9 protein-coding genes are annotated in these 13376 nt (G+C 65.6%); 8 read left to right on the plus strand and 1 reads right to left on the minus strand.

The features are described 5' to 3' along the window. Positions 1-142: 142 nt before the first annotated feature. Positions 143-1456, plus strand: a complete 1314-nt coding sequence (locus LO787_RS15265) for a sugar MFS transporter (protein ID WP_232491864.1) — start codon at positions 143-145, stop codon at positions 1454-1456. A gap of 265 nt (positions 1457-1721) precedes the next feature. On the opposite strand, the gene LO787_RS15270 is transcribed toward LO787_RS15265, so the two are convergent. Further along, entirely contained in the window at positions 1722-2441 is a 720-nt protein-coding gene (locus LO787_RS15270; protein WP_232496333.1) for a FadR/GntR family transcriptional regulator, read from the minus strand. 148 nt (positions 2442-2589) lie between these two features. On the opposite strand from LO787_RS15270, the gene LO787_RS15275 reads away from it, so the two are divergent. From LO787_RS15275 to LO787_RS15305, 7 genes are all read left to right on the plus strand, one after another. After that, complete coding sequence (locus LO787_RS15275) at positions 2590-4119, plus strand: aldehyde dehydrogenase (NADP(+)) (RefSeq protein ID WP_232491865.1); 1530 nt, start codon at positions 2590-2592, stop codon at positions 4117-4119. Between the two features lie 74 nt (positions 4120-4193). Continuing rightward, complete coding sequence (araD1, locus tag LO787_RS15280; RefSeq protein ID WP_232491866.1) at positions 4194-5189, plus strand: AraD1 family protein; 996 nt, start codon at positions 4194-4196, stop codon at positions 5187-5189. A 3-nt stretch (positions 5190-5192) separates the two neighbouring features. Beyond that, a complete protein-coding gene (locus tag LO787_RS15285) occupies positions 5193-6119 on the plus strand; it encodes a Gfo/Idh/MocA family protein (protein WP_232491867.1) in 927 nt (308 codons plus the stop codon). Between the two features lie 28 nt (positions 6120-6147). After that, entirely contained in the window at positions 6148-7713 is a 1566-nt protein-coding gene (locus LO787_RS15290; protein WP_232491868.1) for an alpha-N-arabinofuranosidase, read from the plus strand. Next, positions 7710-8705, plus strand: a complete 996-nt coding sequence (locus tag LO787_RS15295) for an arabinan endo-1,5-alpha-L-arabinosidase (protein WP_420847756.1) — start codon at positions 7710-7712, stop codon at positions 8703-8705. The genes LO787_RS15290 and LO787_RS15295 overlap by 4 nt, the downstream gene beginning before the upstream one ends. A 145-nt stretch (positions 8706-8850) precedes the next feature. Next, positions 8851-10293, plus strand: coding sequence for a glycoside hydrolase family 43 protein (locus LO787_RS15300; protein ID WP_232496335.1), 1443 nt, complete (start codon positions 8851-8853; stop codon positions 10291-10293). A 193-nt stretch (positions 10294-10486) separates the two neighbouring features. After that, entirely contained in the window at positions 10487-13330 is a 2844-nt protein-coding gene (locus tag LO787_RS15305; RefSeq protein WP_232491869.1) for a TonB-dependent receptor, read from the plus strand. Positions 13331-13376 lie beyond the last annotated feature (46 nt).

A 13376-nucleotide genomic window follows, 5' to 3' on the forward strand; every position in this document is an offset into this window, starting at 1 on the left:
CATGTGCTAATTCGATTCTGTCTGATAAATATGCAGCATGAGCCCCGTTGACGAGGCGTCGAAGCGCATATAGTCCGACAAATAGAACGAGCGCAAGCCGGTTTGCCGTTCAAGGGGCCGGTTCCGTTACGAGAGGAATGTCATGCCCCCAGTGGTTTCTTCCACCGATGCCCCCGTGGCTCACGCGCAGCCGGAGGGCGTCCGCTATGGTCCGGCGCTCACGCTGCTCGCCAGCCTCTTCTTCATGTGGGGCTTCATTACCGTCATCAACAACACGCTGCTGCCGCACCTGCGCAGCGTGTTCGAGCTGAGCTACACGCAGACGACGCTGATCGAATCGGTCTGGTTCATCGCCTACTTCGTCGCGTCGATCCCCTCGGCCAAGCTGATCGAGCGCGTCGGCTACCAGAAGTCGCTCGTCATCGGCCTGCTCATCATGGCGGCAGGTGCGCTGGGCATGATGCTGGCCGCCAGCATCCCGTCCTACGGCGTGACGCTGGTCATGCTGTTCGTGATCGCCAGCGGCATCACGCTGCTGCAGGTCGCGGCCAACCCCTACGTCGCCGTCGTCGGCAAGCCCGAGACTGCATCCTCGCGCCTGAATCTGGTGCAGGCGCTGAACTCGGCGGGCACGATGCTTGCCCCGCTCTTCGGTGCATACCTGATCCTCGGCCGCTCCAAGGGCGGTACCGCGACCGCGGGCACGGTGCTGACCGAGGCCGAGCGCCTTTCGGATGCGCATTCGGTGATCCTGCCCTACGCGCTCGTCGCCGTGGTGCTGGTGATCCTCGCTGTCGTCATCGCCAAGTTCCCGCTGCCCGCCATGGGGTCGGCCAACTCGCGCATCGCCAAGGAGCAGCGAAAGGGCCTGTCGCTGTGGAACCACCGGAACCTCGTTTTCGGCATCCCCGCGATCTTCATCTACCTGATCGCGGAAATCGGCGTCGCGAACCTCTTCGTGAACTTCGTAAGTCAGCCGGAGATCGCCAACCTCACGCATGAACAGGCAGGCAAGTACCTGACGTTCCTGTGGGGCGGCATGATGGTCGGCCGCTTCGTCGGCTCCGCGATCATGCAGCGCTTCGATGCGGGCAAGGTTCTCGCCTGCTTCTCGGTCGGCGCGTTCATCGTGATGCTTGTCACCGTGTTCACCACCGGTCCCGTCGCGATGTGGTCGCTGATCCTCGTCGGCCTGTTCCACTCGATCATGTTCCCGACGATCTTCACGCTCGGCATCAAGGGCCTGGGCCCGCTGACCGAAGAAGGCTCGGGCCTGCTCGTCATGGCGATCGCCGGTGGCGCGCTGGTCGTCGTGCAGGGCTGGCTGGCTGACAACTACGGCCTGCAGACCTCGTTCCTGCTGACCGCCGTGTGCGAACTCTACATCCTGTTCTACGCGCTGTGGGGCAGCAAGCCGACCAACGCGGTCCCGCCGCCGGCAGCGACCTTCGAGTAAGGTCTTCCCTAGCAGCAAAAAAGAGCCCCGGCGGAATGACCGTCGGGGCTCTTTTCGTTTTGAAGTGGGAAGAGGGGAGTTCGCAGGGGTTTACCACCCCTGCACCCCGTGAACTGGCGTCGCAGGGCGAGCAGCTGCCTCTGCCCAAGATGGCGCCACAGGCTATATGTCTCCCGACTCCAAGCGAGCGCGAAACTAGGCGTCGCGCGCAATCTCGACGGTCTAGGGGGTGCAGGGGTGGTAAACCCCTGCGAGTTCCCCGCCGTCAGTCTTCCATCGAACTGCGGGTATCTTCCAGAGCCAGATCCACCAGCACGTTCATCGCCTCAGCCGCTGCACCAGCGTCACCGGCGGCAATGGCATCATAGACCTTTACATGATCCGGGATCGGATTGCGCGGCAGGGCGCGGGCGCGTTGCTTGAACTGGGTCGTCCAGTTCACCGCCGCGCCGATCGAGGCGCTGAGGGTGAGGAGGGCGTCGTTGCGCGTCGCCTGGAGGATCGCCTTGTGGAAGTCGCGGTCGGCGGCGCGTCCTGCTTCGGTGGTGAGGGTGTGGCGGCGCATCGCGGCGAGGGCGTCCTTCATCGCCTTGAGGTCCGCCTTGTCGCGGCGCTGGGCGGCGAGGCGGGCGGCGGCGGGCTCGACGATGGCGCGCAGTTCGAACAGGCTGCGCACGAATTCGATGTCGGGTTCGCCCGCGAAGGCCCAGCCGAGCACTTCGGGGTCGAGCAGGTTCCAGCGGTCGCGCGGGAGGACGCGGGTGCCGGCCTTTGGGCGGCTCGCGACGAGGCCCTTGGCGGTGAGCACCTGGATCGCTTCGCGATAGGCGCTGCGCGAGACCTGCAATTCCTCGGCAAATGCGACTTCGCCGGACAGAATGTCTCCGGGAGCATATTTGCCTGACAAGATCGCGGTTCCCAGCTTATGGGCGATCGCTCCATGGAGGCGCCTTCCGGGGCCGCGGGCCTCTTCGGCCTGCTTCATGTTCGCTTCGGTCGTCGTGAAATCGGCATCTGACACTGGTATGGGCACCTCCCGAAGCGAAACTAACAGCGCTTTGCGCGAGAAGGAACGACAAACATTGCGTTTCGCTCCCGCAGGAAATATGTCGGAGTAAATAGGGAGTCCCCGAATGACTGAATTCCGTTCCATCGTCGCCGCTACCGGAGAGCCGCAGGGTGAGCCGCTGGCCATCAGCACGACCGCGGATGTCGCCGCTGCCTGCGCCGCCGCCGCCGCCGCCTTCGACACCTACCGTGCGACCGATCGCGAAACGCGCGCCGCTTTCCTTGAGCGAATCGCGGACGAGATCGTCGCCATCGGCGATTCGCTGTTCGACGCCTACACCGCCGAGAGCGGCCTGCCGCGTGCGCGTGCCGAGGGCGAGCGTGGTCGTACCGTCGGCCAGCTGCGCATGTTCGCCGACGTGGTCCGCAAGGGCCTGTGGCAGCAGCTGCGCATCGATCCCGCGCTGCCCGACCGTGCGCCGCTGCCGCGTCCGGACCTGCGCCTTCGCATGATCCCGGTCGGCCCCGTCGCGGTCTTCGGCGCTTCGAACTTCCCGCTCGCCTTCTCGACCGCCGGTGGTGACACCGCTTCGGCGCTGGCTGCGGGCTGCCCCGTCGTCGTCAAGGGTCACCCGGCTCACCCGATCACCGGCGGCCTGATCGCCGGAGCCATCGCCAAGGCCGTCAAGGACGCCGGTCTGCCCGAGGGCGTGTTCCAGCACCTCGTCGGCCCGTCGAACGAACTGGGCGCCGCGCTTGTGCAGCACCCCGCGATCATGGCGGTCGGCTTCACCGGCTCGCGCGGTGGCGGTCTTGCGCTCGCCCGTCTGGCGCAGGCCCGCGAAGTGCCGATCCCGGTCTATGCCGAAATGTCGAGCATCAACCCGGTCCTGCTGCTCCCGGAAGCGCTCAAGGCGCGCGGCGAAGCGCTCGGCACCGCTTTCGTCGGTTCGCTGACCATGGGCGCGGGCCAGTTCTGCACCAACCCCGGCCTGATCCTCGCGATCGAGGGTGAAGGTCTGGACGCCTTCATCGCGGCGGCCACCGGCGGCGTTTCGGCCGCCAAGCCGCAGACCATGCTCACCACCGGCATCGCCGCGGCCTACGCCAAGGGCGTCGAGACGCTGGCGGGTCTTCCGGGCGTCGAGACGCTGGCCAAGGGTGAAGAGGGTAGCCTGACCACCGGCGGCGTGTTCCTGTTCCAGACCACTGGTGCGCAGTTCCTTGCCGACAAGGCGGCAGGCGACGAAGTGTTCGGCGCGTCGTCGATCATCGTGCGCTGCAAGGACGAAGCCGAGCTGCTCACCGTGCTCGAGGGTCTCGAAGGCCAACTCACCGCCACGCTGCACATGGACGACGCGGACGAGGGCGCTGCCGCCACCGTTCTGCCGGTTCTGGAGCGCAAGGTCGGCCGCATCCTCGTCAACGGCTGGCCCACCGGCGTCGAAGTGTGCCACGCGATGGTCCACGGCGGTCCGTTCCCGTCGACCTCGGACCCGCGCACCACGTCGGTCGGCAGCCTCGCCATCGACCGTTACCTGCGTCCGGTCAGCTACCAGAACTTCGCGCAGACCCTGCTTCCGGCGGAACTGCGCGACGATGCCTTCGGTGACGGTGCGCCGCGCCTGATCGACGGCACGCTCACTATCAACTGATCCAACCATCCGGGCGGCGCGTCCCTCAAGAAGGGCGCGCCGTTTCAGGGCCAAGGGCCCTCAGGGAGAGACCCATGACTTATCTTCGCCTGCTCCAGCACCTGAGCGCCGACGGCGTTCGTTCCGTGATCCTCGCCGATGGTGACACCGCCCACTTCCTTCCGGGCGTCGCCAGCGTTCGCGAACTTGCGCTGCAGGCCATCGCGGCCGGGCAGTCGCTTGCCGATGCGGCAAAGGATGCCGGGCAGGGCGAAGCCGTCGATATCGCCGCGGAGTTCGCCGCAGGCCGCCTGCTTGCCCCGATCGACCATGAGGACGGCGCACACCTGCTGCTCGCGGGCACCGGCCTGACGCATCTCGGCTCGGCGGAAGGCCGCGACAAGATGCACAAGGCAGCGGCTTCGGGCGAGCACGTCACCGATTCCATGCGCATGTTCCTCGAAGGTCTCGAAGGCGGCAAGCCTGCTGCGGGCGAAGTCGGCCAGCAGCCGGAATGGTTCTACAAGGGCGATGGCTCGCAGCTCGTCGGCCCCGGCGCCGGCCTCGAAATGCCTGCTTTCGCCAAGGACGGCGGCGAGGAGCCGGAACTGGCCGGTATCTACCTGATCGGCGAGGACGGCACCGCATACCGCCTCGGTCTCGCGCTCGCCAACGAGTACTCGGACCATGTGACCGAGCGTCATAACTACCTGTGGCTCGCTCACTCGAAGCTGCGCCAGGCCGCGCTTGGACCTGAGCTGCTGCTCGGCACCCCGCCCTCGCACATCGAAGGCACCAGCAAGATCGTGCGCAATGGTGAGACGATCTGGGAAAAGCCCTTTCTCTCGGGCGAAGGCAACATGTCGCACACGTTCGCGAACCTTGAGCATCACCACTTCAAGTACGACCTGTTCCGCCGCGCAGGCGACGTCCATGTCCACTTCTTCGGCACGGCGACGCTCTCCTTCGCGGACGGCGTGCAGACCGAGGAAGGCGACGTGTTCGAGATTTCGGCCGCGCCCTTCACTCTGCCGGTGTCGAACCCGCTGGTCCGCGTCGAGGAGCGTCCCTTCACGGTGAAGGCGCTCTGATCCATGGATCCGATCCGCATTGCGGTGGTGGGCGTGGGCAAGATCGCCCGCGACCAGCACCTTCCGGCGATTGCCGGAAACAAGGCGTTCAGCCTCGCCGCCACGGTCAGCCCGCATGATCCGGGCGTCGAAGGCGTGCCGCACGCGAAGAGCCTCGAAGAGCTGATCGAGAACGGTCCGGCAGTCGATGCGGTGGCGCTCTGCACGCCGCCGCAGGTGCGCTACGACCTTGCCGTGCAGGCGCTGCGCAAGGGCATGCACGTTTTCCTCGAAAAGCCGCCCGGCGCGACGCTGGGTGAGGTCGGCGCGCTTGTCAGCCGCGCCGAGAAGGTCGGCGCGTCGCTGTTCGCGGCCTGGCACTCTCGCTTCGCGGCGGGCGTCGCTCCGGCGCGGGCGTGGTTGGCCGAGCGACGGATCGACAGCGTCTCGATCATCTGGCGCGAGGACGTGCGCGTCTGGCATCCGGGGCAGGCGTGGATCTGGGAGCCGGGCGGCCTCGGCGTGTTCGATCCCGGCATCAACGCGCTTTCGATCGCCACGCACATCCTGCCGCGCCCGGTCTTCCTGAAGTCCGCGACGCTGGAAATCCCGGCGAACCGCGCCGCGCCGATCGGTGCCGACATCCACTTCCTCGACACGGCGGGCGCGCCGATCCACATGGACCTCGACTGGCGCCAGACCGGCCCGCAGTCGTGGGACATCGTGGTCGAGACCGATGCGGGCACGCTCAAGCTGTCGAACGGCGGCGCGGTGCTGACCCTGCCGAGCGGGACCGAGCACAACGAGGACATGGAATATCCGGGCCTTTACGCCCGTTTCGCCAGCCTCATTCGCGGTGGACGCAGCGATGTCGACATCGCGCCGCTGCGCCTCGTGGCCGACGCCTTCCTGCGCGGCCACCGCAAGATCGTAGACGAATTCCACGACTGACCGACCAATCCCTAGGGAGGGGAATGACATGACCAAGTTCTTCCGCCGCTCGTCGCTCGCCATGCTGATGGCCGCGACGGTGCTTTCGACGCCTGCTCTGGCAGACACCGACGGCCAGCCGACCACCGCCACGATCGAGGCGAGCAAGCCCGGCCCGGTCTACCACAAGGAAGTCTTCACCCAGTTCGCCGAGCACCTCGGAAACGGCATCTACGGTGGCCTGTGGGTCGGCAAGAACAGCAAGATCCCGAACACCAACGGCTTCCGCAACGATGTCGTCAGCGCGCTCAAGGATCTTTCGGTCCCGGTGATCCGCTGGCCCGGCGGCTGCTTTGCCGACGAATATCACTGGCGTGAAGGCATCGGCGCTCCGGCCAAGCGCCCGGTCAAGGTCAACACGCACTGGGGCGGCGTCACCGAGCCCAACGCGGTCGGCACGCACGAATACTTCGAACTGCTGCGCCAGGTCGGCGCCGAGGCGTACATCTCGGGCAACGTCGGCGACGGCACCCCGCGTGAAATGGCCGAGTGGGTAGAGTACATGACAGCGCCGGCCGGCTCGCTGGCGGACGAGCGTGCGCGCAACGGCCACAAGGAGCCGTGGAAGCTCCAGTACTTCGGCATCGGCAACGAGTTGTGGGGCTGCGGCGGCAGCATGCGCCCCGAGTTCGCCGCCGACGAAACGCGCCGCTATGCGACTTTCGTGAAGGCGCCCGCCGACACCAAGATCATCAAGGTCGCCTCGGGCGCCAACGTCGACGATTACAACTGGACCGAGACGATGATGCGCGTCGCCGGTGACAAGGTCGACGGGCTGTCGCTCCACTACTACACGCTGCCCGAAGGCGGCTGGCCGCCCAAGGCCGACCCGGTGAACTTCGACGAGCACGGCTGGGCCGACACGCTCAACGAAGCGCGCCGGATCGACGAACTCGTGACCAAGCACAGCGCGATCATGGACAAGTACGATCCCGAGAAGCGCGTCTTCCTGGCGGTCGACGAGTGGGGCACCTGGTTCGCCCAGGATCCGGGCACGCATCCGGGCTTCCTGCGCCAGCAGAACACGCTGCGCGATGCGCTCGTCGCCTCGATTCACCTCGACATCTTCGCCAAGCATGCCGATCGCGTGCGCATGACCGCCATCGCGCAGATGGTGAACGTGCTGCAGGCGATGATCCTGACCGACGGCAGCAAGATGGTGCTGACGCCGACTTATCACGTCTTCGAGATGTACAAGCCGTGGCAGGACGCGACGGTGCTGCCGATCGCGATCAAGTCTCCCTACTACGGGAAGGACCAGTTCACGATGCCTGCGGTCAGCGGATCGGCGGTGAAGGCGAAGGACGGGAAGGTGCATGTCGCGCTCTCGAACCTCGATCCGAACCAGTCGAACACGGTGACGATCAAGCTCGACGGCATCAGCGCTTCGGCGGTTTCCGGCCGGATTCTGACCTCTTCGGCGATGAATGCCCACAACACTTTCGCTGCACCTGACGCGATCAAGCCTGCGGCGTTCACCGGCGCTTCGGTGCAGGGTGGGCAGCTTGTGGTGACGCTGCCGGCGAAGTCGGTGGTGGTGCTGGAACTGCAGTGAGGACTGCGCTTCTGATCGGCCTTGCGGCGCTGGCTTCGGCCAGCGTCGCGGGCGCGCAAGGTGCTGGAAATACGCTGAATTCCCAGCTTTCCGGCGACCTTGTGGTGCATGATCCGGTTATTACGCGGGAAGGGGACACGTATTACGTGTTCAGCACCGTGGGGAAGTACGTCGGCATCAAGACGTCCACTGACCTGAAGACCTGGAAAGATGCCGGTTCCGTATTTGCAGAAATTCCTGCATGGGCAAAGGAAACGGTGCCCGGGACCGAAGGTATCTGGGCACCCGATATCTCCTACGTCAATGGAGAGTATCGTCTTTACTATTCGGTTTCCACGTTCGGCTCCAACCGTTCGGCGATCGGCCTTGCGACCAGCAAGACGCTGGGATCAAAGGCGAAGTGGCAGGATCACGGCCTTGTCGTGATGTCCACGAAGGAGGACGATTTCAACGCGATCGACCCCAACTTCGTGGTCGATGCGCAGGGTCGTCACTGGCTGTCGCTGGGAAGTTTCTGGAGCGGTATCAAGCTGTTCCCGCTGGACCCGAAGACCGGAAAGGTCGCGCCCGGCACCGAGCCGTACTCGATCGCGCGCCGTCTGGCTCCGGCGGGCGGACCCGCTCCGGTCGAGGCGCCGTTCATCATTCCACACGGCGGCGAATACTTCCTGATCGCGTCCTATGACTATTGCTGCAAGGGCGTGAACAGTACGTATTACACGGTCGTCGGGCGCTCGAAGAAGATCACCGGGCCGTACCTCGGCAGGGACGGGAGCGAGATGATGCAGGGCGGCGGGACCATCCTGCTGCGTGCGGATCTGCAGGAATCCCAGCGTTTCCGCGGTCCCGGCCACGCCGGTGCGTTCACCGACAAGGACGGTACCACGTACCTTGCGTACCATGCTTACGACAAGCAGGCCGATGGCAGGCCCACGCTGCGCATCGCGCCGCTGCGCTGGGATGCCGAGGGCTGGCCTGTCGCGGAATATTGATGAGAGACAACGGGTTACCCACCCACTGGCGTCCCGGCCTTGCTGTCGGGACGCCTCTTTTCGGGTGTGTACTGAACGACACCTAGCGCGCACTGAACATTACCAAGCCGTCACTGAACTGACGGGAAACGCCGGAGAGGCCATGATGAACTTCCCCCTGTCACGCCGCAGCTTCGCCACCAGCTTCATTGGCGCGGCTTCGCTGCTTCCGCTCGCCTGCAAGGCCCCCACTTCGGGCGATGCACCTGCCAAGGATGCCGCCGTGCCCGCGCCGAGCAACCCGCTGGTGAAGCAGCGCGCCGACACGCAGATCTTCCTGCATGACGACGGCTGGTACTACCTCATGGGCTCGGTGCCCGAGTACGACCGTCTGGCGCTCCGCCGTTCGAAGACGCTGGCGGGCCTTGCCACCGCCGAGGAAAAGGTGCTGTGGCGCCATGAGAAGACGGGGCCGATGTCGGGCTTCCTCTGGGCGCCGGAACTGCACTTCGTCGACGGCAAGTGGATCGTCTATTTCGCCGCGGGCCCAAGCGGCGGCGGCGAGGACGTGTTCCGTATCCGCACCTACGCTGTGGTCTGCGACGGGCCCGATCCGATGACCGGCAACTGGTCGGTGCTGGGCGAATTCAAGGCGCCGTGGGACAGCTTCAACCTCGATTCGACGATCTTCACCCATCGCGGCACGCGCTACTTCTCGTGGGCGCAGCGCGAGCCGGGGATCGACACCAATTCCAACGTCTACATCGCCCCGATGAAGGACGCGCTGACGCTCGCCGCCGAGCCTGCGCGCCTCACCGTGCCGACGCTCGACTGGGAAGTGCGCGGCTACAAGGTGAACGAGGGCTCCGCCTTCATCGCCAAGAACGGCCGCCTGTTCATGACCTACTCGGCCAGCGCCACCGATGCGCGCTACTGCCTCGGCCTGCTGACCGTGGACGAGACCGCGAACATCATGGACCCGCGCGCGTGGACCAAGTCGCAGGAGCCGGTGTTCACGACGTGCAAGGAAACCTCGGTCTACGGCCCCGGCCACAACAGCTTCACGGTGGACGAGAAGGGCCGCGACATCCTGGTCTACCACGGCCGCGACTACGAGAAGATCGAGGGCGACCCGCTGTTCAACCCGGACCGCCACACCCGCATCCAGCGCCTGTACTTCGGCGCGGACGGCAAGCCCGACTTCGGCGTGCCGGTGGGCAACGGCCTGCTGCCCGAGCGCTTCATCCCCGCCGTGCGTCGGGCTGAGTTCCTCGCGCTTGCGGGTGACAAGCCCACGGTCGGCAAGGCGGACATCGAGTTCACGCAGTACCGCGTGCTGGATGCGGGCAAGGGCGCGGTGCAGCTCTCGCCGATCATGAAGCCGGACCACTGCCTCGTCGCGGCTGAGGACGGCACCGTGACTCTGGCGCCGATCGCCGCTACGGGCGCCGCGCCGGGAGCGGATCGCTTCACCCGCGACTCTGGCGGGGAGGGTGGCACGACCCGCTTCGTCTCGCAGGCGTTCAAGGATCGCGCGCTGGCGCATTCCTCAGACAACGTTCGTCTTGCCCCGGCCACCGATCCGACATCGGCCTGGCTGGCGGACTGACCTTCGCGAAACCGTTGAAAGGGCCGGAAATCTCAGGGTTTCCGGCCCTTTCTGCGTCATATCCGCAACACTTTGCGCGCCTTTTTGTCGGAGCAGTTAATTTTCCTCTTGCGCGGAAATAGTCCGACTAATAATCAGGCGAAGTTCATTGGAAGGGCATGGTATCGGCCAGCCCTGATGGGAGGGTTGATTCATGGCGTTCAAGCCATTCGCATTCTGCACCGCATCCGTTCTCGCGCTCGGCGTCGCCGGCGTTGCCCATGCCCAGGACGCGGCGCCGCAGGATTCCGCTGCTCAGGTCGCTGACGGCTCGGACGCCAGCGCCGAGGACATCATCGTCACCGGCGTTCGCGCGTCCATCGTCGGCGCCATTAACAGCCGCAAGGACAACGTCCAGATCGTCGACTCCATCGTCGCCGAGGACGTGGGCAAGCTGCCCGACAACAACGTGGTCGAAGCGCTCCAGCGCGTCACCGGCATCCAGATCACCGACCGCGCCGGCGGTGAAGCCGCGACGATCTCGATCCGCGGCCTGACCGATCCGCTGACCACGCTCAACGGGCGCAACATCTTCACCGCGGCAGGCACCTCGTTCGCGCTGCAGGACATCTCGGCGAACCTCGTCAAGAAGATCGACGTCTACAAGACGCGCTCGGCCGACCAGCTCGAAACCGGCCTCGCCGGCCAGATCGACGTGCAGACCCGTCGTCCGCTCGACTTCGACGGCTTCACCGTCTCGGGCCTCGCACGGGGCATCTATTCGGAGCTCGCCGACAAGTTCAATCCGAACGTCGCGCTGCTCGTCAGCGACCGCTGGGAAACCGGCATCGGCGACATCGGCTTCCTCATCAACGCCAGCTACACTCGCGCCGAATACCGTAACCAGAACCTGCAGGCGGGCGCCATGGTGCCGTTCGCCACGGAAACGCCCCCTGCCGGTTCGGGCCTGACGCCGCTGGAGCGCATCTTCCCGGGCGACCGCAACCAGAACTGGACGCCGGGCCTCGATGCCGGTCTGCCGACCGCGCCGGGTTCAACGCTCAACATCAACGGCGTCGAGACTCCGTACTACCTCGCCCGCGACGCGGTGATCGCGTCCGACCTCTACGGCAAGCGCACGCGCCCCTCGATCAACGCCGCCCTGCAGTGGGCGCCGAACGACCGTTCGGTCTACACCGCAGAGGTTTTCTACACCGGCTTCCGCGGCAAGACCTTCAACAGCCTGCACTTCAGCTTCGTCGACTGGTGGGGCGACATCGGCGCCAACCCCGGCTCGACCTTCGAGCTGTATGACGGCACCAACATCATCAAGTCGCGTCAGGTCGGCTCGGTCGCGGGCTTCAACAGCGGCGACTACTCGACCAACAAGACCGACAGCTACGTCTACGCCTTCAATGCGAAGTGGGACGTCGCGGATCGCGGCAAGATCAGCGCCGACGTCGCCTATCAGGACAGCAAGAACGAGACCTCGTTCTTCGCCCTGCGCACCGATCGCGGTCCGCTCGACATCGACGTGGACTTCAACGCCGGTGGCGGCCTGCCCTCGTACAGCTTCGGCAACCAAGGCGTCCTGACCGACGCGTCGCAGTGGACCATGGGCAACCTGTTCGACAGCGGCACGAAGAACACCGGCAGCGCGCTGACCGTGATGCTCGACGGCGAATACGAGTGGGACGAAGGCTTCCTGCGCCGCATCAAGGCGGGCTTCCGCTACGACGACCGCAAGGCCGACAGCTTCGTGCGCGATCAGGGCGCGGGCGGTCTGCCGGGCGTGACGCTGGCACAGTTCGGGCAGGGCTCGCCGTTCACCAACAGCGGCTTCTTCGACGGCCAGGCCGACATCCCGACCAGCTGGGTGCTCGCCGATCCGCGTAGCATGGACAAGGATGCCGTGCGCACGCTGTACCGCTCGGTCGCTCCCGGCCTGCTGCTGTCCGACCAGCTGACCTTCGGCCACGTCTTCGGCATCAACGAGATCAACACCGCCGCCTACATCATGGCTGACGGCGAGATCGAGCTGTTCGGTCGTCCGCTGCAGGTTCAGGGCGGCGTCCGCTACGTCCAGATCGACACCGACTACGACTACTTCGATCGCGGCAACAACTTCGCCCGCACCTCGGTCTCGACCGGTTCGGCCAAGTGGCTGCCCTCGTTCACCGCGCGCTACGGCATCACCGACAACCTGCGCATCCGCTTCAACTACGGCGAAGTGCTGCGTCGTCCGAGCTTCGGCGACCTGAACCCGAACGTCTCGCTGACGGGCGACCTGTCGCGTATCGGCTTCGGCACCGGCAGCGCCGGTAACGCCAGCCTCGGCGCCACGCACTCGAAGAACATGGACCTCGCGGTCGAGTGGTACTTCGAGCGCAACAGCGCGATCTACGTGACGGCCTTCCGCCGCGAGATCAACGGGCTGGTCGTGCCGCTGGTGGCGCGTGAGTTCATCCCGAACAACTACCTGCCGCGCAACGAGACCTATACCGAGTACTTCAACATCACCCGTCCGGTGAATGCCTCGAACGGCGTGCTGAAGGGCGTGGAACTGGGCCTGACCTACTTCCCGACCTATCTGCCCGGCCCGCTCAACGGCCTCGGCTTCGTCGGCAGCGCCACGATCCTCGACTCCGAGCAGACGATCCCGGTCGTCAACACCCAGGGTGAGATCACCGGCAGCACCAAGTCGGCGTTCTTCGGCGTTTCGAAGCTCTCGTACAACGCGACGCTCGCCTACGATAACGGCCCGATCGGCGCCCGCCTGTCGTACATCTGGCGCAAGGGCTTCCTGCAGAGCAACGAGGGCCGCGCCTTCGCGAACCCGATCGGCTTCTGGCGCGCCCCTGAAAAGAGCCTCGACCTCCAGCTGACCTGGAACGTCAACGACGACATCGGCGTGACCTTCGACGCGGTGAACCTCACCAAGGCGAAGCAGCAGAACTACTACAAGTTCGGCGATGCCGGTAACCCGACCCAGTTCAACTCCAGCACGCTGCTGATCGACCGCACTTTCGCGGTGGGCGTGCGCTTCAAGTTCGACTGATCCGACTACGACTACGCAGCCGCGATGCGGGAACGCCATTCCTCGC

The organism is Novosphingobium kaempferiae, from assembly GCF_021227995.1.
Taxonomy (GTDB): domain Bacteria; phylum Pseudomonadota; class Alphaproteobacteria; order Sphingomonadales; family Sphingomonadaceae; genus Novosphingobium; species Novosphingobium kaempferiae.

Coding starts and splice junctions, on each gene's coding strand:
- LO787_RS15270 (WP_232496333.1), bottom strand. CDS start 2,441: ATGAAGCAGGCCGAAGAGGCCCGCGGCCCCGGAAGGCGCCTCCATGGA.
- LO787_RS15265 (WP_232491864.1), top strand. CDS start 143: ATGCCCCCAGTGGTTTCTTCCACCGATGCCCCCGTGGCTCACGCGCAG.
- LO787_RS15285 (WP_232491867.1), top strand. CDS start 5,193: ATGGATCCGATCCGCATTGCGGTGGTGGGCGTGGGCAAGATCGCCCGC.
- LO787_RS15290 (WP_232491868.1), top strand. CDS start 6,148: ATGACCAAGTTCTTCCGCCGCTCGTCGCTCGCCATGCTGATGGCCGCG.
- LO787_RS15275 (WP_232491865.1), top strand. CDS start 2,590: ATGACTGAATTCCGTTCCATCGTCGCCGCTACCGGAGAGCCGCAGGGT.
- LO787_RS15305 (WP_232491869.1), top strand. CDS start 10,487: ATGGCGTTCAAGCCATTCGCATTCTGCACCGCATCCGTTCTCGCGCTC.
- araD1 (WP_232491866.1), top strand. CDS start 4,194: ATGACTTATCTTCGCCTGCTCCAGCACCTGAGCGCCGACGGCGTTCGT.
- LO787_RS15300 (WP_232496335.1), top strand. CDS start 8,851: ATGAACTTCCCCCTGTCACGCCGCAGCTTCGCCACCAGCTTCATTGGC.